At 65.3% G+C, this 22,813-nt stretch carries 19 protein-coding genes; 8 read left to right on the plus strand and 11 right to left on the minus strand.

What is annotated here, in order from left to right:
- Positions 1 to 59: 59 nt before the first annotated feature.
- The 4 genes from F3H35_RS06040 to gltX all read right to left on the minus strand — a co-directional run bounded on the left by F3H35_RS06040 (position 60) and on the right by gltX (position 5,652).
- Complete coding sequence (locus F3H35_RS06040) at positions 60 to 1,715, minus strand: calcium-binding protein (RefSeq protein ID WP_149778707.1); 1,656 nt, start codon at positions 1,713 to 1,715, stop codon at positions 60 to 62.
- Positions 1,716 to 1,924: 209 nt separating this feature from the next.
- The gene (locus F3H35_RS06045; RefSeq protein WP_149778708.1) at positions 1,925 to 2,698 is read right to left on the minus strand and encodes a calcium-binding protein; all 774 of its coding nucleotides are present in this window, start codon (positions 2,696 to 2,698) and stop codon (positions 1,925 to 1,927) included.
- A 176-nt stretch (positions 2,699 to 2,874) separates the two neighbouring features.
- Positions 2,875 to 4,170, minus strand: coding sequence for a citrate synthase (gltA, locus tag F3H35_RS06050; RefSeq protein ID WP_149778709.1), 1,296 nt, complete (start codon positions 4,168 to 4,170; stop codon positions 2,875 to 2,877).
- A 72-nt stretch (positions 4,171 to 4,242) separates the two neighbouring features.
- Positions 4,243 to 5,652: a glutamate--tRNA ligase gene (gene gltX, locus F3H35_RS06055; protein WP_149778710.1), complete on the minus strand. Its 1,410-nt coding sequence runs from the start codon at positions 5,650 to 5,652 to the stop codon at positions 4,243 to 4,245.
- Positions 5,653 to 5,807: 155 nt separating this feature from the next.
- On the opposite strand from gltX, the gene F3H35_RS06060 reads away from it, so the two are divergent.
- Positions 5,808 to 7,889 carry a ComEC/Rec2 family competence protein gene (locus F3H35_RS06060; protein WP_223228321.1) on the plus strand — a complete coding sequence of 694 codons (2,082 nt, stop codon included), beginning with the start codon at positions 5,808 to 5,810 and terminating at the stop codon, positions 7,887 to 7,889.
- On the opposite strand, the gene lexA is transcribed toward F3H35_RS06060, so the two are convergent.
- From lexA to F3H35_RS06080, 4 genes are all read right to left on the minus strand, one after another.
- Positions 7,883 to 8,584 carry a transcriptional repressor LexA gene (gene lexA, locus F3H35_RS06065; RefSeq protein ID WP_149778711.1) on the minus strand — a complete coding sequence of 234 codons (702 nt, stop codon included), beginning with the start codon at positions 8,582 to 8,584 and terminating at the stop codon, positions 7,883 to 7,885. The two genes, F3H35_RS06060 and lexA, sit on opposite strands and share 7 nt — an antisense overlap.
- A 102-nt stretch (positions 8,585 to 8,686) precedes the next feature.
- Positions 8,687 to 9,217 (minus strand): thioredoxin family protein, encoded by a 531-nt coding sequence (locus tag F3H35_RS06070; RefSeq protein WP_149778712.1) that lies wholly within the window; start codon positions 9,215 to 9,217, stop codon positions 8,687 to 8,689.
- Complete coding sequence (locus F3H35_RS06075; protein WP_149778713.1) at positions 9,217 to 9,963, minus strand: DsbA family protein; 747 nt, start codon at positions 9,961 to 9,963, stop codon at positions 9,217 to 9,219. Before F3H35_RS06075 ends, F3H35_RS06070 begins: the two co-directional genes overlap by 1 nt.
- A gap of 5 nt (positions 9,964 to 9,968) precedes the next feature.
- Complete coding sequence (locus tag F3H35_RS06080) at positions 9,969 to 11,306, minus strand: M48 family metalloprotease (protein ID WP_149778714.1); 1,338 nt, start codon at positions 11,304 to 11,306, stop codon at positions 9,969 to 9,971.
- 63 nt (positions 11,307 to 11,369) lie between these two features.
- On the opposite strand from F3H35_RS06080, the gene F3H35_RS06085 reads away from it, so the two are divergent.
- The 7 genes from F3H35_RS06085 to F3H35_RS06115 all read left to right on the plus strand — a co-directional run bounded on the left by F3H35_RS06085 (position 11,370) and on the right by F3H35_RS06115 (position 20,875).
- A complete protein-coding gene (locus F3H35_RS06085; RefSeq protein ID WP_149778715.1) occupies positions 11,370 to 12,521 on the plus strand; it encodes a pyridoxal phosphate-dependent aminotransferase in 1,152 nt (383 codons plus the stop codon).
- Positions 12,522 to 12,695: 174 nt separating this feature from the next.
- Positions 12,696 to 13,922, plus strand: a complete 1,227-nt coding sequence (locus F3H35_RS06090; protein WP_149778822.1) for an N-acetylmuramoyl-L-alanine amidase — start codon at positions 12,696 to 12,698, stop codon at positions 13,920 to 13,922.
- A gap of 89 nt (positions 13,923 to 14,011) precedes the next feature.
- Positions 14,012 to 16,531, plus strand: a complete 2,520-nt coding sequence (locus F3H35_RS06095) for a penicillin-binding protein 1A (protein WP_149778716.1) — start codon at positions 14,012 to 14,014, stop codon at positions 16,529 to 16,531.
- A 90-nt stretch (positions 16,532 to 16,621) separates the two neighbouring features.
- Complete coding sequence (prfB, locus tag F3H35_RS06100) at positions 16,622 to 17,749, plus strand: peptide chain release factor 2 (RefSeq protein ID WP_149778717.1); 1,128 nt, start codon at positions 16,622 to 16,624, stop codon at positions 17,747 to 17,749.
- Positions 17,750 to 17,874: 125 nt separating this feature from the next.
- Positions 17,875 to 19,287, plus strand: coding sequence for an amidase (locus F3H35_RS06105; protein ID WP_149778718.1), 1,413 nt, complete (start codon positions 17,875 to 17,877; stop codon positions 19,285 to 19,287).
- Between the two features lie 185 nt (positions 19,288 to 19,472).
- Positions 19,473 to 20,249 carry a DUF2189 domain-containing protein gene (locus F3H35_RS06110; protein WP_149778719.1) on the plus strand — a complete coding sequence of 259 codons (777 nt, stop codon included), beginning with the start codon at positions 19,473 to 19,475 and terminating at the stop codon, positions 20,247 to 20,249.
- Positions 20,250 to 20,251: 2 nt separating this feature from the next.
- Entirely contained in the window at positions 20,252 to 20,875 is a 624-nt protein-coding gene (locus F3H35_RS06115) for a class I SAM-dependent methyltransferase (protein WP_149778720.1), read from the plus strand.
- A 6-nt stretch (positions 20,876 to 20,881) separates the two neighbouring features.
- On the opposite strand, the gene F3H35_RS06120 is transcribed toward F3H35_RS06115, so the two are convergent.
- The 3 genes from F3H35_RS06120 to fumC form a co-directional block, all read right to left on the minus strand.
- Entirely contained in the window at positions 20,882 to 21,106 is a 225-nt protein-coding gene (locus F3H35_RS06120; RefSeq protein ID WP_149778721.1) for a ribbon-helix-helix domain-containing protein, read from the minus strand.
- A complete protein-coding gene (locus tag F3H35_RS06125; RefSeq protein ID WP_149778722.1) occupies positions 21,103 to 21,282 on the minus strand; it encodes a DUF4169 family protein in 180 nt (59 codons plus the stop codon). The genes F3H35_RS06120 and F3H35_RS06125 overlap by 4 nt, the downstream gene beginning before the upstream one ends.
- A gap of 91 nt (positions 21,283 to 21,373) precedes the next feature.
- Positions 21,374 to 22,768 carry a class II fumarate hydratase gene (fumC, locus tag F3H35_RS06130; protein ID WP_149778723.1) on the minus strand — a complete coding sequence of 465 codons (1,395 nt, stop codon included), beginning with the start codon at positions 22,766 to 22,768 and terminating at the stop codon, positions 21,374 to 21,376.
- Positions 22,769 to 22,813 lie beyond the last annotated feature (45 nt).

Below are 22,813 nucleotides of genomic sequence, written 5' to 3' on the forward strand. Positions count from 1 at the left end.
CGGACAGGGACCGCCGGCGCCTTGGGTGCCGCCGGTCCCGGAGGGTCGCGCTATATGCGTCAGCTGCGCGGCTGCAGGGTCACGTTGGACGCGGTGAAGGCGAGGCCCACACCTTCGACAAAGGCCACCAGATCGCCATCGAGCAGGACATTTGCATCGATGCTGCCGAATGAGGCGCCTGGGGTATAGGTGATGGACAGCGCCGACGGTGCCGCCGGATCGACCGAGATGACGAGCAGATCCTGGGTGACATCGAAATCGGTGATGGTGATATTGGTGTCCCCCGCCACGATATCGCTGGTCACGAAGGTGTCGCTGCCGTCGCCGCCGGTCAGCGTGTCATCAAGCCCGGCATAGATCGTGTCATCGCCGAAGCCGCCATCCAGCTGATCGCCCACCGTGTCGGTATCTGCCGAGAAATCGAGGGCTGCGGGCGTGGCGAGAGTGCCAAAGGCGCTGCCGAGGATCACGTCATTGCCCAGATCGCCGAAGATGATGTCGGCGCCCTCGGTATCGGTGATCTGGTCATCACCGTCGCTGCCGCGCAGGAAGTCGTCACCAGCCCCGCCAAGGATCGTGTCGTTGCCGTCATTGCCGAACACCCGATCATCGTCGGCGCCGGCGTCGATCAGATCATCGCCAAGGCCGCCGCGCAGGATGTCGGCGCCGGCCAGTCCGGTGATGGAATCGTTGCCGTCATTGCCGGCGATCAGATCCTCGCCGGCGCTGCCTTCGATGTCGTCGGGACCGTCTGAGCCGAGGCGGGTATCGCCCGCTGGCCCGCCATCGGGGCCGACGGCGGACAGCACGATGTCGGACAGCGTGAGCGACGCTGCGGCGCCGGTGACGCTAGCGATGGTGACGCCGTCGAGCTGGATAAGCGCGTTCGAGGCGCCGTCATCGGCGATGGTGACGGTGGGCGTGCTGCCCTGATAGGCGACGATGATCTGGTCATCGGCGGCGTCGTAATCGGTGATCTCGGCGCTGCGGCCATCCTGGATCCAGTCGCCGAGAGTGAAGATGTCCGATCCGTCGCCGCCCGTGGCGCTGTCCTCGCTGCCGACGACGAGGATATCGTCGCCGAACCCGCCCATGAGCGTGTCACCGGCATCGGCATCGCCTTCGGGGTTGAACACGTCCAGTGCCGTCAGGGTCAGACCGCCATTCGCGATGGCGGTGGCGATATCGGGGGCGAGCTCTGCGTCAAGGGGCGTCAGGGCGCCGATCAGGATGTCATCGCCGGAGGAGCCCATCAGCGTATCGGCGCCTGCGCCGCCCGCCAGAATATCGTCGTCCGAGCCGCCCCAGATCAGGTCGTCGCCCGCGCCGCCGAAGCCGATATCGTTGCCATCGCTGCCGAAGATGTCGTCATTGCCGTCGCCGCCGGACAGGACGTCGTCGCCGGCCAGACCCGAAAGCCGGTCATTGCCGGCCTCGCCGCTCAAGGAATCGGCGCCGGCATTGCCGGTGACGATGTCGTCGCCAGCACCTGCGTTGACCGTGGCGCTATCGCTGCCTTCGATGGTGTCATCGCCATCGGTGCCGGTCATCATGTCGTTCAGGTTGGTGCCGGGATCCTCGGGTGTGGCGTCATCGCCGGGGCGGGGGGGTTGGAAGAAGGCGTTGTTGTTATCATCGTCGTCATCCGTGAATTCCGCGATGAGACCTGCCGTGGCCCCGATGCCCAACAGGCTGAGAAGAACAATACCAAGCATAACAACCTCCGCTTGTACTCGTTAAACACGAGGCATCATAATTCGCGGGACCGGTCGAGTCTTGGAGAATGTGGCATAAAGGTGGAATAAATAAGGGCTATATTGCGCGCCAAGAATGACAATATCAGCGGTGCAGATCATTGTCGCCGAACGGGCGACAATCTGCGGAGCGGGCCGGGACGGGGCGCGTCAGGACGAGTCACGACGAGTCAGGCAGCGTAGCGCCCCACTGCCACGTTGCGCAGCGAAAATTCGGGGCTGGCGTTGCGGAGCACGGCGACAGCCTGACCATCGGCCTTGAGCGTTGTGAGCCCGGTGATCGTGTCACGTTCGACCGTCAGCTCGGGCGTGGGCTGGTCCGAGGCGGAGATGAAGGTGATGAGATCCTCGGCCAGATCGAAATCCTCGATCAGGACGGGGCGGCCGCCTTCGATCCAGTCGCCCAAGGCGAATTCATCGTCCCCGTCGCCGCCTGTCACGCTGTCGTCGCTGCCGGCGACGACGGTGTCGTTGCCGGCGCCCAGATCGATCTCATCGCCCTGATCGGAGAGGGCGGGAAGGGCGTAGCGGAAGGCGATGTCGGCAAAGGAGCCAAGCCCGTCGAGTGAGGCGATCAGCGCGCTTTCGTCGAGAATGTTGGCGGCTTCGATGAAGTCGTCGCCCGCGCCGCCGATCATCGTGTCCCCGCCCTCGCCGCCGATGAGCACGTCGCGCCCGACACCGCCCTGAAGTATATCGTCCCCGTCGAGACCCAAAAGCCAGTCATTGCCCGCGCCACCCGACAGAAGATCGTCGCCGGCCCGGCCCACCAGCAGGTCATCGCCAGCATCCCCCTGCAGCGTGTCGGGGCCGGGGGTGCCATCGATCAGGGGCGTATCGTCGTCCGTGTTGCCGGGCAGGATGCCATCCTCATCCGATCCGGACAGCCCCACCAGTGTCGCGAGCGACGCCCCGACGAGCAGAAGGAGTGCGAAAACGGCCATGACGAGGAACTCCGCGTTGCCAAGGGAACCAGGGCAGTGATCGCAGAGGCGCGGTTAAGGCGCGGTGAATTCCCCAAGGGGGTTCAGGCTCAATTTGCAGACAATTTTAGGAGTATGGTCGCAAAAAAGGCCGGGATGCGCGCGCATCCCGGCCTGATGTCGTACTGATGAGGGGGTCAGCGGTTCTCGATATCGACGTAGTCGCGCAGTGCCGCACCCTTGTAGAGCTGGCGGGGGCGGCCGATCTTGAGCTGCGGATCGCTGATCATTTCCTTCCACTGCGAAATCCAGCCGATGGTCCGCGACACCGCGAAGATCGGTGTGAACATCGACGTGGGGAAGCCCATCGCCTCGAGGATGATGCCGGAATAGAAATCGACATTCGGGAAGAGCTTCTTCTCGACGAAATAGGGATCGGCGAGGGCGGCTTTTTCCAGTTCCTTGGCGACTTGCAGGGTCGGGTTATCTTCGACCCCGAGCAGATCGAGCACTTCGTCGGCGGATTGCTTGAGGACCGTGGCGCGCGGATCGAAGTTCTTGTAGACGCGGTGCCCGAAGCCCATCAGGCGGAAATCATCGTCCTTGTCCTTGGCGCGGGCGATATATTCGGGGATGCGGTCGACCGTGCCGATTTCGCGCAGCATTTCGAGGCAGGCCTGATTGGCGCCGCCATGGGCCGGACCCCAGAGGCAGGCGATGCCGGCGGCGATGCACGCAAAGGGGTTGGCGCCCGAGGACGAGGCCAGACGCACCGTCGAGGTGGAGGCGTTCTGTTCGTGATCGGCATGCAGCGTGAAGATGCGGTCCATCGCGCGGCTGAGGATCGGGTTGACCACGTAATCCTCGGCGGGGACGGCAAAGCACATGCGCAGGAAATTGGACGCGTAGTCCAGATCGTTGCGCGGATAGACGAAGGGCTGACCGAGCGTGTATTTGAAGGCGTTGGCCGCGATGGTCGGCATCTTGGCGATCATCCGGATCGAGGCCACTTCGCGCTGCCAGGGATCGGAGATGTCGGTGGAATCGTGGTAGAAGGCCGACAGGGCGCCGACCACGCCGACCATGATGGCCATCGGATGCGCGTCGCGGCGATAGCCGCGGAACAGGTACATCATCTGTTCGTGCAGCATGGTGTGCATGGTCACGCGGGTCTCGAAATCCTCGAGCTGCGCGGTGGTGGGCAATTCGCCATAGAGCAGCAGGTAGCAGACTTCGAGGAAATGCGATTTCTCGGCCAGCTGGTCGATCGGATAGCCGCGATGCAGCAATTCGCCCTTGTCACCGTCGATATAGGTGATGGTGCTGTCGCAGCTGGCGGTGGATGTGAAGCCGGGGTCATAGGTGAACACGCCAGCCTGCCCATAGAGCTTGCGGATGTCGATCACATCGGGCCCGGCGGTGCCGGCATAGACCGGCAGGTCGTATTCATTGCCATTGATCAGCAGCTTGGCGGGTGCCTTGGTCTCAGCCATGGGAGTCTCCCTCTTCTTGCCCGCGCCTCAGGCGCCCTTGGGCAGCATATTACAGTCGGCCTTTCGAGACGGTTAACCGGCCTCGGCGGCGGCATCGGACAGGCGGGCGATGGTTTCATCCCGCCCGAGCACAAGCATCATGTCGAACACGCTCGGTGTGGCACTGCGCCCCGCCAGAGCGGCCCTGAGAGGGCCCGCAAGCTTGCCGAAGGTGGTATTGTGAGATTCGGCAAAGTGCTTTGCGAGCGTCTCAAGATCGTCGCGCGTCCACGTAGCAGTTTGCAGATGCGGCGTCAATTCTTTCAGTATACGACGGGATACATCATCGAGTTGCGCCGCGGCTTTCGGCTCGGGCGAGATCGGACGTTCGGCCAAGATAAATTCCGCTTTATCAAGAAGTTCCGGGAAGGTCTTTGCGCGCTCTTTGAGGCAGTACATACCCGCCTGCATCCGCGAAAGTATCGCATCTGTCAGGGGGGGCTGACCAGTGGCCGAAAGATAATCCTGCAGTTCATGCAGCAGCGCAGCATCGTCGGAAGTTGCGATATGTTGTCCGCAGAGATTTTCGAGTTTCTTGACGTCGAAGCGGGCCGGGGATTTGCCGATTCCCGACAGGTCGAACCATTCTTGCGCCTGCGCGTCGGTGAAGAATTCGTCATCGCCATGGCTCCAGCCGAGGCGGGCGAGGTAATTGCGCATCCCGGCCGCGGGATAGCCCATGCGGCGGTATTCATCGACGCCAAGCGCGCCGTGACGCTTGCTGAGTTTCTTGCCGTCGGGCCCGTGGATCAGCGGGATATGGGCATAGACCGGCACGGGCCAGCCCATCGCGGTGTAGATCATCATCTGGCGGGCGGCGTTGTTAAGGTGATCGTCGCCGCGGATCACATGGGTCACGCCCATGTCGTGATCATCCACCGCGACGGCGAGCATGTAGACCGGATTGCCATCCGAGCGCAGCAGCACCATGTCGTCGAGCTGATCGTTGCGGATGGTCACATCGCCCTGCACCTCATCGCGGATCACGGTGGCGCCGTCGCGGGGGGCCTTGATGCGGATGACATAGGGCGCGTCGGGATGGCTGGAGGGGTCGGCGTCGCGCCACGGGCTTTGGAAGAGGGTCGAGCGGTTCTCGGCGCGGGCGGCTTCGCGGAAGGCCTCGATTTCGTCCTGGGTGGCGAAGCATTTATAGGCCGCGCCCTTGTCGAGCAGTTCGAGCGCCACCTCGCGGTGGCGGTCGGCGCGCGCATATTGGCTGATCGCGTCGCCGTCATGATCGAGGCCGAGCCATGCCATGCCGTCGAGGATCGCCTGTGTCGCCTCCGGGGTGGAGCGGGCGCGGTCGGTGTCTTCGATGCGCAAGAGGAACTTGCCGCCGCGGCCGCGGGCGTAAAGCCAGTTGAACAAGGCGGTACGCGCGCCGCCGATATGCAGAAAGCCCGTGGGCGAGGGGGCGAAGCGGGTCACGATTGTCTGGGACATGGGCGGCATTAACCTTTCGGTAACCGAGTTGGGCCTAGCTTTGGCGCCTGTCTATCGGGGCGGCGAATGGGAGACAAGACTTGGCACCGTGGGCGTCACTCAAGCGGTCTGCCTTTAAACTGAGGCATCGGCCAAAGGCGGACCGCGAGCAACGATTGAACGGCGCACTGCGTTTCGCGAAAATCCGTGTTCCGGCTTTTTCGCAAAACGCTTTGGAAGCGGTGTGGCTGGCGCAGCGGGGACATCTGTTTCCGTGGGTGCCGGTCTGTCTTGCGGCGGGGGCGGGCGGGTATTTCGCGCTCACGGTCGAGCCGGAGCCGTGGGTCTATGCGGTCCTTGGTGCGGTGGCGCTGTTGTTGGCGGTGAGCGCGCGCTGGTTCGGGGCGGTCTGGATGCCGCTTGGCTGGGCGGTGATCGTGATGGCTGTGGGGGTGTGCGTGGCGGGCGCGCGGGCGCATCAGGTGGAGGGGCCGGTGCTGGGCTGGCGCTATTACGGGCCGGTGGAGGGGCGGATCGTGGGCATCGACCGGTCGGCATCGGATGCGATCCGGCTGACGCTGGACCGGGTGACGTTGCGCGATGTGCCGCCCCGCCGCACGCCCGAGCGGGTGCGCATTTCGCTGCATGGGGAACAGGGCGGCACGACGCTTGCGCCGGGGGCGTGGGTGATGATGACCGCGCATCTGTCGCCGCCCGGTGGTCCGGTGGAGCCGGGGGGCTTTGATTTTCAGCGTCACGCGTGGTTCTTGCGGCTTGGCGCGGTGGGATATACGCGCACGCCGGTCGTGGGGCTGGCGCCGCCCGAGCGCGGGCTGTGGATGTTCAAGGCGCGCATGGCGATGTCGGCGCGTATTCAGGCGGCCTTGCCGGGGGAGACGGGAGCCTTTGCCTCGGCGATCATGACAGGGGACCGGTCGGGCATCGGGCAGGAGGCGCTGACGGCGCTGAGGGTCACAAACCTCGCGCATCTGCTGGCGATTTCGGGGCTGCATATGGGCTTGTTGGCGGGGTTCGTTTTCGGCGCGTTCCGGCTGGGCTTTGCCGCTGTGCCGGTTCTGGGGCTGAGGGTGCCCGCCAAGAAGCTGTCGGCGGTGATGGCGCTGGCAGCGGCGGCGGTCTATCTGGGCCTGTCGGGGGGCAATGTGGCCACCGAGCGGGCCTTTGTGATGGTCGCGGTGGCGCTGGTGGCGGTGATGCTGGACCGGCGGGCGCTGTCGCTGCGGTCGGTCGCGGTTGCGGCGGTGATCGTGCTGTTGCTGCGCCCAGAGGCGTTGCTGGGGCCGGGGTTCCAGATGTCATTCGCGGCGACCACGGCGCTGGTGGCAGGCTATGGGTGGTTGCGGGATCATGACGTGCCGCTTGGACCGCGCTGGATGCGGGGGGCGGTGTCGGTGCTGGTGTCGTCCTTTGTAGCGGGGATCGCCACGGCGCCGATTGCGGCGGCGCATTTCAACCAGTTCGCGCATTTCGGGCTGATCGCCAACTTGATGAGCGTGCCGCTGATGGGGGTGATGGTGATGCCGGCGGCGGTGGTGGCGGCATGCCTGATGCCCGTGGGGCTGGAATGGCTGGCGCTTTGGGTGATGGGGCTTGGGCTCGACTGGATCCTGTGGGTGGCGCATTGGGTGGCCGGTTGGCCCGGCGCACGCGGCACGGTGGTCAGCCCCGGCCCGCTGGTCCTGCCGCTGATGGCGGTGGGCGTTCTGTTCGTGATGCTGTGGCGCGGGTGGGGGCGGCTGGCGGGGCTGGCGCCGGTGCTGGTGAGCGGGGTCCTGTGGCTGGTGGCGGAGCGGCCGCAGGTGCTGATCGCCGATAGCGGTGCGCTGGTCGGGGTGATGACCCCGGAGGGGCGGGCCTTGAGCCGGGAGAAGGGCGCGGGTTTCATCGCGCAGAATTGGCTGGAGAATGACGGCGATGCCGCCGATCAGGCGGCGGCCCATGCGCGCTGGTCGCAGGTGATGCCGGGAGAGATCCGCCTGCTGGCGGTGCATGGGCGGCGGGCGGTGGACAGCCTGCGCGATTGCGAGGGCCATGACTGGCTGGTGCTGTCGGTCGAGCCGGACCGCGCCTTGCCCTGTCAGGTGGTGCATCCCGGAACGCTGCGCGAGACTGGCGCGATGGCGCTGCGGATGGGGCGCGATGGGGTCAGGGTGGTGACCGCGCGCGAGATCACCGGCGCGCGGCTCTGGAACAGCCCGGCCACAAGGCGGGCGCGATCCGGGGAAGCGGATCAGTAGCTGCGGATGAGGCCCACAAGCCGGCCCTGCACCTTGACCTGCTCTTCGGGCAGGACACGGGTTTCATAGGCCGGGTTCGCCGCCTCGAGCGCGATGGCGTTGCCGCGACGGTAGAATTTCTTCAATGTCGCTTCCTGATCTTCGACGAGGGCCACGACGATATCGCCGTTATCGGCGGTGTTCGTTTCGCGGATGATGACCACGTCGCCATCGTTGATGCCCGCCTCGATCATCGAGTCGCCACGCACCTCGAGCGCGTAGTGGACGCCCTTGCCGGACAGCATCGAACCGGGAACGGTGACATTATGGCTGGCATGGGCAATCGCCTCGATCGGGACACCGGCGGCGATGCGGCCCATCATCGGCACGTCGATCACGTCCGAGGCATCGACCCCGTAGCTGTTGGCGGGCTGGGGGGCAGAGGGCTTGTCGCCTTCGATCACCCGGGGGGTGAAGCCATGGCTTGCCTCACCGCCCAGGGATTCGGGCAGTTTGACGATTTCGAGCGCGCGGGCCCGATGCGCCAGACGGCGGATGAATCCGCGTTCTTCGAGCGCGGTGATGAGCCGGTGGATGCCGGATTTCGAGCGCAGATCAAGCGCTTCCTTCATTTCATCGAAACTGGGCGGCACGCCGTCGCGCTGCACGCGCTTGTGGATGAAGGCCAGTAGATCGAGCTGTTTTTTGGTCAGCATGATGCGAAACTCCGATCGAAGCGTTTCGCTTTGTTCTATGCATGTTCTCGTTTTGTGTCAACCATATCCTGTGGATAACCTTCGCCATGCCACCAAGGGGCGTTATTGCGGCAGGTAGCGTTCCATCACGATCATGGGGATATGTCCGCGCAGCATCATGTCCGGCAGCACATAGGAGGGGGCGAGGTCGATCTCGAGCGCCTGCGCCAGATCGCGATGCGCGTCGATGTCCAGAAGTGTCACGCGCAGATCGCGGGTTTCGGCAAGGCGGCGCAGATCGGCTTCGGCGGCGGCGCAATCGGGGCAATCGGGCGCGGTGAAGAGCGCCACGGTCAGAGCGGCATCGGCGGGGCCGAAGCCGGGCAGGTCCGGCGAGAAGAGGGCAGAGCGGCTGTCCTTGAGGCGGGAGAGATCCTGAGCGATGGCGTCGCCCATGATATCGAGCGCAGGCGCGGGGGCATCGGGCAGAAGATGGCGCGGCAGGCCCAGAAGCGCTTCGCGGATCTGGGAGTGGAAGACGGCGCGTTCGGTGGGGGTCAGCTCACGAAAATCGGTCTGGGCCGAGGCGGCGCTGGCCCAGAGAAAAAGGCCTGCCGCGAACGGCAGGCCGAGCCTTGCAAGGGGACGGGGCATCAGCCGCGGATGTCGGCGGCGATCTGCTGCATGGCGTCGAGCGGGACATAGCCGCGCAGCATCTGGTCCTGCATCACGAAGGTGGGGGTGCCGGTGATGTTCATGCGTTGCGCCAACGCATGGTTGGCGGCGATCACATCTGTCACGGCGTCGCTGTCCATATGGCCCATGATCGTCTCGACATCGAGCCCGAAGCCGTCCCCGAGGCGGCGCAGAGAGGTTTCGGTGATGTCGCCGCTGAAGGTCATCAGCGCGTCATGGACCTGTTTGTAGGCCTCGTCGCCGGCTTGCTGAAGCGTGGCGATGGCAAAGCGCGCGGCCAGCATGGATTGCTCGCCCAGGATCGGGTATTCCTTGACGATCACGCGGATATTGCCGTCAAGCTCCACAAGGTTTTCGACCTCGGGGAAGGCCCGGCGGCAATAGCCGCAGCGGTAATCCATGAATTCCACCAGCGTGATGTCGCCTTCGGGATTGCCGCCGACCCACGAGTTTTCGTCATTGAACAGGGCGTCGGCGTTGTTTTCGACCAGCGCGACATCGGCCTGTGCCTGTTGCTGGGCCTGACGCTGTTCGAGAACGGCCACGGCCTCCATGATGACTTCGGGGTTTTCGAGAAGATAGGCGCGTATCTCGGCCTGAAACGCCTCGCGCTCGGCGGTGCTCATGTCCGACAGATCGAGCGCCTGCGCGGGCAGGGCGAAGGCGGCGGCTGTGGCCAGCGCGGCGAGGGGGGCGAATTTCATCTGGGTTATCTCCGTTTCTGTTCGGCGGCTTGAGCGGCTGATAGCACATCCTGCGCCCGCCGCCAGCCCGTCGATCCGCGCGGCAGCATGTCGCTGGCGCGCTGTGCATGCAAGCCCGCATCCTGAAGCCGGCCCGACATCGCGTAGCGCTCGGCGGTCACCAGCGCGGCCATGCCCTTGTTGCCCTGCCGGGCATGGGCCACGGCCAGATCGCGCATGACACGGGAATCGCGCCCGTCGCGGGACCGCGAGCGTTCGAGATAATCCTGTGCCTGCGACACCTTGCCTTCGGCCAGCAGCGCCCGGCCATAGGATCCGAGGATCAGCGCGTTTTCGGGCGCCAGATTGACCGCGCGGCCATAGGCGGCGGTGGCGGCGGCGAAGCGGCGGCTTTCCATCAGGATCTGGCCCTTGAGTTCGTAGTAGAAGGGATCGTTGGGGCGCTGTGCGATCGCGGCGTCGATGGCGGCGATGGCCCTTGAGGTGTCGGAGCGGCGGTGATGGGCTATGGCCTGGCGCATCAGCTTGATATCGGCATAACCGGTTTCGCCGGCGCGGGTGAGGGTCCATTTCGGGGCACGCTGGAAGGCCGAGAGCTTGCCCTTGGCGCGCGCGAACCAGTAATCGGCGGCGGGATTGGCGCGGGTCTCGCTGGCATAGGCCTCGGCCAGACGCTGGATCACGCGAAAGCGGTCGGCTGACATGGGATGCGTGCGCGCGTAGGGGTCCTGGCGACCAAGGCTGAGCACCTCCTGACCGCGGAAGATGTCCATCACCTCGACCGCGCCGCGCGTGTCGATGCCGGCGGCTGCCATGTAGCGCAGGCCGGACTGGTCGGCGGCGTTTTCCTCGGCGCGTGTATGCGTGAAGAAGAGCCGCTGCGCGGTGGTCTGCGCGCCGATGGCGGCAGCGCCTGCCGCCTCGCCCGCGCCTGCGGCGATGGCCGCGGCTGCCGCCAGCGCCGCGCCGAGCCCTGCGGCGGTGCGGGCGTTGCGCATGTTGACGGGGCGACGCATCAGGTGACCGTTCGAGATATGTGCCGCCTCGTGGGCGATGACCGATTGCAGCATCGCAGGCGTGCGCATCTTGAGCAGCAGGCCGGAATGGATGAAGATGTGGTCGCGGTCCACCACGAAGGCATTGAGGCTGCTGTCATCGATCAGCAGAATGTCGGTGCGCGACGGGCTGAGGCCGGCGGCCTTGAGCACCGGTTCGGCCAGCTGCTTGAGCGCGTATTCGATGTCGGGATCGCGCAACAGCGTCAGCGCCCGCGCCGGGTTGGCAAGGGTGAGGGCCATTAGGGCGCTCAGGGCGCAGAAGGCGATCAGGCGGATAAGCTGCATTGACGGCGGGGCCTGTTCCAAGTGAAAGCTGGGCGTCTCGAGCACCACTCTAGGAAGAAAGACATGCGAAACTCAACCCGATCCGGCGTCGATCCCTTTATTGTGATGGATGTGATGGAAGCCGCGCGTCGCGCCGAGGAGGCGGGCCGGCATATCATCCACATGGAGGTGGGCCAGCCCGGCACGCCTGCGCCGCAGGGCGCCCGAGACGCGCTGGCGCGCGCCATGCAAGAGGATGCCATGGGGTATACGGTGGCGCTTGGCCTGCCGGCGCTGCGGCGGCGGATCGCGGCGCTTTACGGAGAGTGGTACGATCTCGACCTTGATCCGGAGCGCGTGATCATCACGCCGGGATCGTCGGGCGCCTTCATCCTTGCTTTTACCGCTCTGTTCGACGCGGGCGACCGGGTGGGCATCGGTGCGCCGGGCTATCCCAGCTATCGGCAGATCCTGCGGGCGCTCGATCTGCAGCCGGTGGATATCGAGACGGCGGCGGAGAACCGCCTGCAGCCGGTGGCGAGTGACCTCAAGGGCCGGGACCTCGCGGGGCTCTTGGTGGCGAGCCCGGCCAATCCGACGGGCACCATGCTGGACCGCGCGGCGCTGGCGGCGCTCATGGAGGCGGCCCGGGCGCAGGGCGCGAGCTTTATCAGCGACGAGATCTATCATGGCATTGAATACGAGGCGAAGGCGGTGAGCGCGCTGGAGATTTCCGACGAGGCCTATGTCATCAACTCCTTCTCGAAATATTTCAGCATGACCGGCTGGCGGGTCGGCTGGATGGTGGTGCCCGAGGATCATGTCAGGGTGATCGAGCGGCTGGCGCAGAACCTTTTCATCTGCCCGCCCCATGCCAGCCAGGTCGCGGCGCTGGCCGCGATGGAGTGCACAGGCGAGCTCGAGGCCAACATGGCCGTCTACCGGCGCAACCGCGCGCTGATGCTGGAGGGGCTGCCCAAGGCCGGTTTCGACCGGATCGCGCCCCCCGATGGCGCCTTTTACGTCTATGCCGATGTGAGCCATATCACCGATGACAGCCGCAGCCTTGCGGCCGAGATCCTGGACAAGGCCGGGGTCGCGGTCACGCCGGGGCTTGATTTCGACCCTGAGCGGGGCGGCGGCACGCTGCGGTTTTCCTATGCGCGCGCAACGGCGGATATCGAGGAGGGGCTGGCAAGGCTGCGCCGCTTCATGGCCGAGCGCGGCGCCGTCTGAGGGCGACCGCCCGGGGGGCCAGCCCCCCGGACCCCCCGGGATATTTGAGGCCAGAAGAAGCCGCGAGGTGAAAGGGCCGGTGGCATGAAGGGGGCTGTGCAAGCGGGGCGCAGGTGCTATGCTCGCGCCAGGCAAGAGCGACCGGAAAAGCGGCGGATGAGCAGAATGATCAGGATGATTCTGGCGGGGGTGCTGGGGCTGTGTGCGGTCCTTTCGTCGGATGCTGTGCTGGCGCAGGATCGGGCGTTCAGCGGATTGGCGCGGCTCGATCCGCAGGCCAGCGGGATTTCGGACGAGGGGCAGGGGGTGAGGCTGCGCCTGGCGCTGAGCCAGGGTGTGCCTTACCGGGTGTTCACGCTGGATGAGCCGGAACGGGTGGTGCTGGATTTCCGCGAGGTGGATTGGGGCGGCATCGACGGCGATGCGCTCGATCGCAGCGAGGCGGTCGAGCGGGTCCGGGTGGGCGGCTTTCGGCCCGGCTGGTCGCGGATGGTGCTGGACCTGGCAGGGCCATTGGGGCTGGACCGGGTGGGTCTCGAGATTGACGAGGTTACCGGGGGTGCTGTGCTCGAGATGTCGCTGACGCCCGTGAGCGCACAGGCGTTTGCCGCGGGCGCCGGGGCGCCGGACCTGCCGGGATGGGATCTGCCGGAGCGGAGCCTGAAGGCCCAGACGCGCCCACGCCAGCGCGGCGAGAACCCGCTGGTGGTGGTGCTCGATCCGGGGCATGGCGGGATTGATCCGGGGGCCGAAGTGGATGGGCTGACGGAAAAGGACCTGATGCTGCTCTTTGCACAGGAACTAAGGGAGGTTCTGGTGCGGGCGGGGGGCTTCGAGGTGGTGCTGACGCGGCAGGATGACAGTTTCGTGTCGCTGGAGCAGCGCGTCGCCATAGCGCACCAGGTGCGGGCGGATGTGTTCGTGTCGCTGCATGCGGATGCGCTGAGCGAGGGGCGCGCGCATGGTGCCACGGTCTATACCCTGTCCGACAGCGCCAGCGACGAGGCCAGCGCGGCGCTGGCCGAGCGGCATAACCGGACCGATCTGCTTGCGGGAATCGATTTGAGTGGCAAGGACGATATCGTGGCGGATGTGCTGATGGATCTTGCGCGAATCGAGACCCAGCCGCGCGCCGAGCGGCTGGCGGAAAACCTGCGCGCGGGCATCGAGGGCAAGGGGTTGCCGCTGCATTCGCGACCGCTGCGCCATGCGGGGTTTTCGGTGCTGAAATCGCCCGATATCCCCTCGGCCCTGCTGGAGCTGGGGTTCATGTCGAGCCCGCGCGATCTTGCCAATCTTGTCGATCCGGGCTGGCGGATGCAGATGGCCGAGGCGCTGAGGGATGCGCTGGAGGCCTGGCGCGCCGAGGATGCGGCGATCGCGGATCTGGTGCGGCAGTGACGCGCCGTTCCGAAACGTCGGGCAAGATGTGTTTTGACGGGATGTCGAGGGATGCCTATATGGGGCTGTGACAATCTCCGGGGGTGCGTGTGCTCAGAGCGATAGGAACCTTTTTCGGCACGATCTTCAGCCTGATGACCCTGGGGCTGATGATGGTCGCGCTGAGCGTCGGCGCGGTGCTGCATATCTATGGGCAGGACCTGCCCAGTCACGAGTCGCTTGCCAATTACACCCCGCCCACGATCAGCCGGATCTATTCCGGCGAGGGGCGCGTGATCGACGAATTTGCACGCGAGCGGCGCCTGTTCACCCCGGCGGAGGATATCCCCGTCATGGTCAAACAGGCCTTCATCAGCGCCGAGGACAAGAATTTCTATCAGCATGGCGGCTATGACGCGCGGGGTATCGCGGCGGCGGTGGTGGAGGCGGTGCAGACCCGTGGTGAGACAGTCAGGGGCGCCTCGACCATCACGCAGCAGGTGATGAAGAACTTCCTGCTGTCCGGTGACCGGCGGATCGAGCGCAAGATCAAGGAGATCATCCTTGCCACGCGCATCGAGGAGACGCTGAGCAAGGAGAAGATCCTCGAGCTTTATCTGAACGAGATCTTCCTCGGGCAGAATTCCTATGGCGTGACGGCGGCGGCGCAGACCTATTTCAACAAGTCGCTGCGCGAGCTGGCGCCGCATGAGGCGGCGTTTCTTGCGTCGATGCCCAAGGCGCCGTCGGATTACCATCCGGTGCGCAATCGCGACCGGCTGCTGCAACGGCGCAACTTCGTGCTGCGGGAGATGCACGAGAACGGCTATCTGGACGCGGCCACCTATGAGGCCGAAGTCGCACAGCCCCTGCGCTCGGTGCAGAACGGGGATTTCTCGCCCTATTCCGCCGAATTGCCGCCACGCGATTATTTCACCGACGAGATCCGCCGCCAGCTGAGCCAGGAATTCGGCGAGGGCGAGTTTTTCAGCGGGGGCTTGAGCGTGCGCGCGACGATCGATCCCGAGCTGCAGCTTGAGGCGGCCATCGCCCTGCGCCGCCAGCTCGAGGCCTATGACCGCGCGCGCGGCAGATGGACGGGCACCGGGATCACGCTGCCGCAAGAGGTGCTGGCGGACGAGCAGAGCTGGCGCGCCGCGCTGGCCGGGGCCGAGGTCGCGCGGGATATCGTGCTGGACGGCACATGGTATCCGGCGGTGGTGCTGGAGATCGCCGATCAGCAGATGCGGCTTGGCATCGAGGGTGTGGCCCCCGACGAGAACGCTCCGCATGTGGTGCCGCGCGCCGATATCGCCTGGTTGCCCGGCAATTTCTTCGACACGTTCGAGCCGGGCGAGGTGGTGCATGTCCGCAAGATGACCAATGACGCGGGCGAGTTCACGCGCTGGAGCCTGCGGCAGGTGCCCGAGGTGCAGGGCGGGTTCGTGGCGATGGATGTTGACACGGGCCGTGTCCTGGCGATGCAGGGCGGGTTCTCGTATCAGCATTCGGTGTTCAACCGGGCGACGCAGGCGCTGCGCCAGCCGGGTTCGAGCTTCAAGCCCTTCGTCTATGCCGCGGCACTCGACAGTGGCTACAGCCCCGCCACCATCGTGATCGACGCGCCGATCGAGATCGACACGCCGCAAGGGCTGTGGCGGCCCCGGAACTCGTCCAACAAGTTTTACGGCCCGACGCCGCTGCGCACGGGGATCGAGCAGTCGCGGAACCTGATGACGATCCGTTTGGCGCAGGAAGTGGGCATGGACGTGGTGGCCGATTACGCGGAACGCTTCGGGGTCTATGACAATATGGGCCAGTTCCTGGCCAATTCGCTGGGGTCCGAGGAAACCACGCTTTACAACATGGTGGCGGCCTATGCCATGTTCGCCAATGGTGGCGAACGGGTTCGACCCACGCTGGTGGACCGGGTGCAGGACCGCTATGGCAAGACCGTGTTCAAGCATGATCCGCGCATCTGCACCGATTGCGACACGCGCGCCATTCCCGAGGCGCGCGGGCCACGTATCGTGTCGGATCGCGAGCGGGTGATGGATGCGGTCACGGCTTATCAGCTCACCTCGATGATGAAGGGCGTTGTGGATCGCGGCACCGCGTCGGGCGCGATCAACCTGCCGGTGCCGGTGGCGGGCAAGACCGGGACCACCAATGATGCGCGCGATGTGTGGTTCGTGGGTTTCACCAGCAATATCGCGGCGGGCTGCTATATCGGGCATGACCAGCCGCGCGGGCTGGGGCGCGGGGCTTATGGGTCGTCCTTGTGCGGGCCGGTGTTTCAGGAGTTCATGGCCGAGGCGATCAAGACATATGGCGGCGGCCCGTTCGAGGTGCCGCCGGGCGGTCACTTCCTGAAGATCGACCGGTTTACGGGCGCGCGTCTGCCGGATGATGCGGAGGGCGATTATGTCGTGGCCGAGTATTTCCGTGACGGGGAAGAGCCGATCTTCGGCTACAGCGTCTCGGGCGGCTTCGCGATGGGCAACGATCTGGAGCTTTTTGCACGCGGTGAGACCGAACAGGTGCGTGAGGTCACGACATCGACGGGGCGCAAGGCGCAAGTGGGCGGCAAGGCAAGCTTTGGCAGCATGAGTTCGGGCGGGCTTTACTAGCACGACGAGCGGAGACGGCTGCGGGCGATCTTGCCGGGGGCGCCGGGCTGAGGTATCACCGGCATCCGAGCAGATCAGGAACAGGGTATCATGCGCGCCGAAATCCAGACGACCGTTGCCGAAATCAAGAATTCGCTTGAGCTGTTGCGGCAGCGGATGGGGTGGGAGACCGCGCGCCATCGGCTGGAGGAGTTCAACGCCAGGGTCGAGGACCCGCAGCTGTGGGACGATCCGGCCAAGGCGCAGAAGCTGATGCGCGACCGACAGAGCCTTGTGGATGCGATCACGACCCATGACACGATCCAGCAGGACATGCAGGACAATGTCGAGTTGATCGAACTGGGCGAGATGGAGGGCGATCCCGATGTGGTCGCCGAGGCCGAGGCGGCGATCAAGGCGCTGGCGCGCAAGGCGGCGCAAAAGGAGCTTGAGGCGTTGCTGAACGGCGAGGCCGATGCCAATGACGCCTTCCTGGAGATCCATGCCGGGGCGGGCGGCACCGAAAGTTGTGACTGGGCGTCGATGCTTGCGCGGATGTATGTGCGTTGGGCCGAGCAGCATGGCTATACGGTCGAGCTGCAATCGGAGACCGCGGGCGAAGAGGCGGGCATCAAGTCGGCCACCTACAAGGTCACGGGGCATAATGCCTATGGCTGGCTGAAATCGGAATCGGGTGTGCACCGGCTGGTGCGGATATCGCCGTTTGATTCGGCGGCCAAGCGGCACACGTCGTTTTCGTCGGTCTGGGTCTATCCGGTGGTCGATGACAATATCGAGATCGAGGTGAACCCCGCCGATATCCGCATCGACACCTTCCGCAGTTCGGGCGCGGGCGGTCAGCACGTGAACAAGACCGACTCGGCGGTGCGGATCACCCACCATCCGACCGGCATTGTCGTCACCAGCTCGGAAAAATCCCAGCATCAGAACCGCGATATCGCGATGAAGGCCCTGAAATCGCGGCTCTACCAGATGGAGCTCGATCGCCGCAACGAGGCGATCGCCGAGGCGCATGACGCCAAGGGCGATGCGGGCTGGGGCAACCAGATCCGGTCCTATGTGCTGCAGCCCTACCAGATGGTGAAGGATCTGCGGACCAGCGTCGAGACGTCCGACACCAAGGGGGTGCTGGATGGTGACCTCGATCAGTTCATGGCCGCGACCCTTGCCATGGATGTAAGCGGCAAGTCCCGCGCCGAGGCGCAGAGCGACCAGTAATCCGTCAAGGGCGGGTGGGTCAGGGGGCCTTGCCCCCTCTTGGCCTGCGGCCAATTCACCCCCAGAGTATTTGCGGAACAGTGAAAGCGGGGCGGATTGTGGCCTGCGCGCGGAGGAAGGTGGAGATGACCGACATTTTGGCCCTGGAGGCGCGCGAACAGGCGGCAAGGATCGCTGCGGGAGAGCTGAGCGCCGAGGCGCTGATGCGCGCCACGCTGGAACGGATCGCGCAGACCAACGGCGCTTTGAACGCGGTCGTGTCGCTTCGGAAGGCCGAGGACCTCATGGCAGAGGCGCGCGCGGCAGATCAGACCCCGGCAAAGGTTGTCTTGCACGGCTTGCCCGTGGCGATCAAGGATCTGGCCGATGCCGAAGGTCTGCCCACGTCGAAGGGGTCGCCGGCCTTTGCAGGGCGGATCGCGCAGAGCGATGCGCCGCATGTCGCAAGGCTGCGCGCGGCGGGGGTCATCGTGATCGGCAAGACCAACACGCCGGAATTCGGGCTGGGCAGCCATACGTTCAACCCGGTGCATGGTGCGACCTGCAATCCCTATGACCATGCGGTGTCCTGCGGCGGCTCGTCCGGTGGGGCGGCGGTGGCGCTGGCGGCGGGGATGCTGTCGATCGCGGATGGATCGGACATGATGGGCAGCCTGCGCAACCCGGCGGGCTGGTGCAATGTCTACGGGATGCGGCCCAGCTGGGGGCTGGTGCCGGGGGCGGGGGCCGCGGAGGGGGATGCGTTCCTGCATCAGATCTCGACCGAGGGGCCGATGGCGCGCAGCCCTGCGGATCTTGCGCTGATGCTTGGGGTCATGGCCGGTCCGGATGCACGCCAGCCGCTTGGCATGGCGGTGCCCGATCTGAGCCTTGGCGGCGATGTCCGGGGGCGGCGCATCGGATGGCTGGGCGATTGGGGTGGGGCATGGCCCATGGAGGCGGGGATTCTGGACTGCGGCGCAGATGCCTGTGCCGTGCTCGAGGGGCTGGGATGCATCGTCGAGCCTGTTGCGCCGCCCTTTGATCGCGATGCGCTGTGGGAGAGCTGGACGACGCTGCGCAGCTGGACCATGGCCTGCAAGCTGTCAGGCCTGCTGGAGGCGCCGGAGGCGCGGGACCTGCTGAAGCCCGATGCGGTGTGGGAGATCGAGCGGGGGCGGCGCCTGAGCGGGTTGCAGGTGCATGCGGCGAGTGTCATCCGTTCGGACTGGTTCCGGCGCGCGGCGGATCTCTTCGATGCGTATGATGCGCTGGTGCTGCCCACCGCGCAGGTCTGGCCGTTTCCCATGGGCTGGGACTGGCCCAAGGAGGTGGCGGGCGTGGCCATGGACTCCTATCACCGCTGGATGGAGGTGGTGGTTCCCGCCAGCCTTGCCGGGCTGCCCGCCGTGGCGGTCCCTGCCGGATTTGGCGCCAACGGCCTGCCGATGGGCGTGCAGCTGATCGGGCGCCGGGGGGCGGATGGCGGGCTTTTGCGCCTGGCACAGGCCTATCACGAGGCAACCCGCTGGCCGCAGAGGCGCCCACCGCAAAGCTGACCGGGATTTGCATCTTTGCGTGGGCATGGCGCTTGGCTAAAGCGTTCCGCCTTTAACCTGAGGCATCAGCGACAGGCGGAACGCGTGCAACGATCGAACGGAGCACTGCATTTCGCGAAAATCAGTGATTCAGGTTTTTCGCGAAACGCTTTAGTCTTCGGCACGGAGGCTGAGGAGGGAGAGCCATGCAGAAGACCAAGCCGCTTGGCGTGCCGGATCTGGGGACGGTGACATTCGCCACATTGGCCGAGGCGTTGCGCCGGGGCTGGTCGGACATGAGGCGCGCGCCGGGCTATGCGATGATCTTTGCCGGTGTCTATGTGGCCGTGGGCTGGATCATGGTCTGGATCACCTGGGTGACCGGTAAAAGCTATTGGTTGACCTTCGCGGCGGTGGGCTTTCCGTTGATCGGGCCGTTCGCGGCGGTGGGTCTTTACGAGGTGAGTCACCGGCTCGAGCGCGGCCAGCCGCTTGTGGCGGCGGAGATCTTCGGGGTGATCGCCCACCAGCGCACACGGCAATTGCCGTCGATCTGCGCGGTCATCATCATCATGTTCCTGTTCTGGTTTTTCCTTGCGCATATGATTTTTGCGCTGTTCCTGGGGTTTTCCACGATGACCAACATCTCGAGCTCGTTCGAGGTCTATCTGACACGAGAGGGGCTGAGCATGCTGGGCTTCGGCAGCCTTGTGGGGGCGGCGTTCGCGCTGCTGCTGTATATGATCACGGTTTTGTCGCTGCCTTTGCTGCTGGATCGGGAGGTCGATTTCGTGACCGCGATGATCACCAGTTTCCAGACGGTGCTGGCCAATCCGGTGCCGATGCTGGCCTGGGGGGTGTTCATCGCCGTGGCGACGTTCGTGGCGCTGCTCCCGGGGTTTCTGGGGTTGTTCTTTGTGCTGCCGCTTCTGGGGCACGCGACATGGCATCTTTATCGTCTGATCGTGGAAGCGGGGCGCTGAGCATGGGGGATGCGGCATTCTGGGACCGGGTGGCGCGGCGCTATGCGGCGCGTCCTGTGCGCGATGCGGCCGCCTATGAGACCACGCTGGAGCGCACGGCGGCACATCTGACGGGGGCGCAGGACGTGCTGGAACTGGGCTGCGGCACGGGCGCCACGGCGCTGCGGCTGGCGGCGCATGTGGGGCGGTTAACCGGCTGCGATACCTCGTCGGAAATGATCAAGATCGCAGGCGAGCGTCTGGCGGAGGATGGCGCGCAGAATGTGGTCTTCCGGCGCTGCGATGCGTTTGACCCGACTTTCGAGCCAGAGAGCTTCGATGCGGTGCTGGCGTTCAACCTGCTGCATCTGCTCGAGGATAGGCCGGCCACGCTTGAGAGGGTGCGCGTCATGCTGCGGCCGGGCGGCGTTCTGATATCGAAAACGATCTGCATCGGGCGCGGGGCACTGCATTTCCGCATGCTGTTGGGCGCGCTGCGGCTGGCGGGGCTGGCGCCGGGCGGGTTCGGTTTCATGACGCCCCGGGACCTGGAGGCGCAGATCATCGCGGCGAGGTTCGAGATCGTGGAGACGGGAACCTATCCGGCGAGGCCGCCCGCACGGTTCATCGTGGCGCGAAAGAGCTGAGGTCGGTCAGCCCGCGGCATCGCGGTAATGGCGCAGCACAAAGATGCGAATGGCCGAGGCAAGCCCGGTTTCGGTGCCGCGCGCCTCGTCGATTTCCGCGGCCAGCGCGTTGAGCGGCGTGCCGCGTCGTTCGGCGATCTGGCGGAATGCCTGCCAGAACTCATCCTCGAGCGATACGCTGGTGCGATGTCCGCGCAAGGTGAGCGAGCGTTTGACGGGACGTCCGCTCATGCGTCGTCGCGCTTGTGGGAGGCGTGGTCCTTGGCGGCCTTGTCGCGGCGGGCCTTGTCGAGCGCCTTGTCCGTTTTGCTGCGGCCATGCAGCACGGCATTGGCATCCGCCCGCGACTTGTCAGCGGCGCGGGACTTTTTCTTGCGGACCTTGTTGAGGTTGACCACGTTGCTCATGAGCCAAACATATCGCGTTCGCCCTGCGCGTCCAGTGGTTGAGGCCCGGGCCGCCGCGAAGGGCCGCCCGGTGCCGTTTTCCTGTGCAGGATCAGCCCTTGGGGCCGATCATTTGGTCGGGCCGGACAACACGGTCGAAGGTTTCCGCGTCGACGAAGCCCAGATTGATCGCCTCTTCCTTCAGGGTGGTGCCGTTGCGATGTGCGGTCTTGGCGACCTTGGTGGCGTTGTCATAGCCGATTTCCGGGGCCAGTGCGGTGACCAGCATCAGCGACTCGCGCATCAGCTTCTCGATCCGGTCCTCGTTGGCCTGAATGCCATTGAGCATGCGTTCGGTGAAACTGTCGGTGGCGTCGCCAAGAAGCTGGATCGATTGCAGCAGGTTGTAGGACATCATCGGGTTGTAGACGTTCAGTTCGAAATGGCCCTGGGAGCCTGCGAACTTGATGGCCGCGTCATTGCCCATGACATGGGCCGCGACCTGGGTCAGGGCCTCGGCCTGGGTGGGGTTGACCTTGCCGGGCATGATCGAGGAGCCAGGTTCGTTTTCCGGCAGGATCAATTCGCCCAAGCCAGAGCGCGGGCCGGAGCCGAGGAAACGGATATCGTTGGCGATCTTGTAGCACGAGCCCGCAACAGTGGCCAAAGCACCGGACATGAAGACCATCGCGTCATGTGCGGCCAGCGATTCGAACTTGTTGGGAGCGGTGACGAAGGGCAGGCCGGTGATCCGGGCCATGTTGGCCGCGACCATCGTATCCCAACCGACCTGTGTGTTGAGACCGGTACCCACGGCAGTACCGCCCTGGGCCAGCTCGTAGATGCCGGGCAGCGCGGCCTTGATCCGGGCGATGCCCTGACGGATCTGATGCGCATAGCCCGAGAATTCCTGACCAAGGGTCAGCGGCGTGGCATCCTGCGTGTGGGTGCGGCCGATCTTGATGATATACTTGAACTCCTCGGATTTTGCCTCGAGTCCGGCAAGCAGCTTTTCGAGGCCCGGCAGCAGCACATCACGCACGCTCATGGCGGTGGCGATATGCATGGCGGTGGGAAAGGTGTCGTTCGAGGATTGGCCCATGTTGCAGTGATCGTTGGGGTGCACCGGGTCCTTGGAGCCGATCGTGCCGCCGAGGATTTCGATGGCGCGGTTGGCGATCACCTCGTTGGCGTTCATGTTGGATTGGGTGCCTGAACCGGTTTGCCAGACGACCAGCGGGAAGTTGTCGTCGAAGCGGCCCTCGATCACTTCGCCCGCGGCCTGAATGATGGCGTCGGCCAAGCGCGGCTCGAGGGTGCCGAGCTCCTTGTTCGCCTCGGCGCAGGCCTGTTTGATGACCCCAAGGGCGCGGACGATGGCGATGGGCTGTTTTTCCCAGCCGATCGGGAAATTCAGGATCGAGCGCTGCGTCTGAGCGCCCCAGTATTTATCGGTGGGAACCTCGAGCGGACCGAAGCTGTCGGTCTCGGTGCGGGTGGCGGTCATGGGCTGGCTCTCCTCGTAAGACGATGGCCACTCTCATACCGGACG

Source organism: Roseovarius litoreus, from assembly GCF_900142765.1.
In the GTDB taxonomy this organism is placed as follows: Bacteria; Pseudomonadota; Alphaproteobacteria; order Rhodobacterales; family Rhodobacteraceae; genus Roseovarius; species Roseovarius litoreus.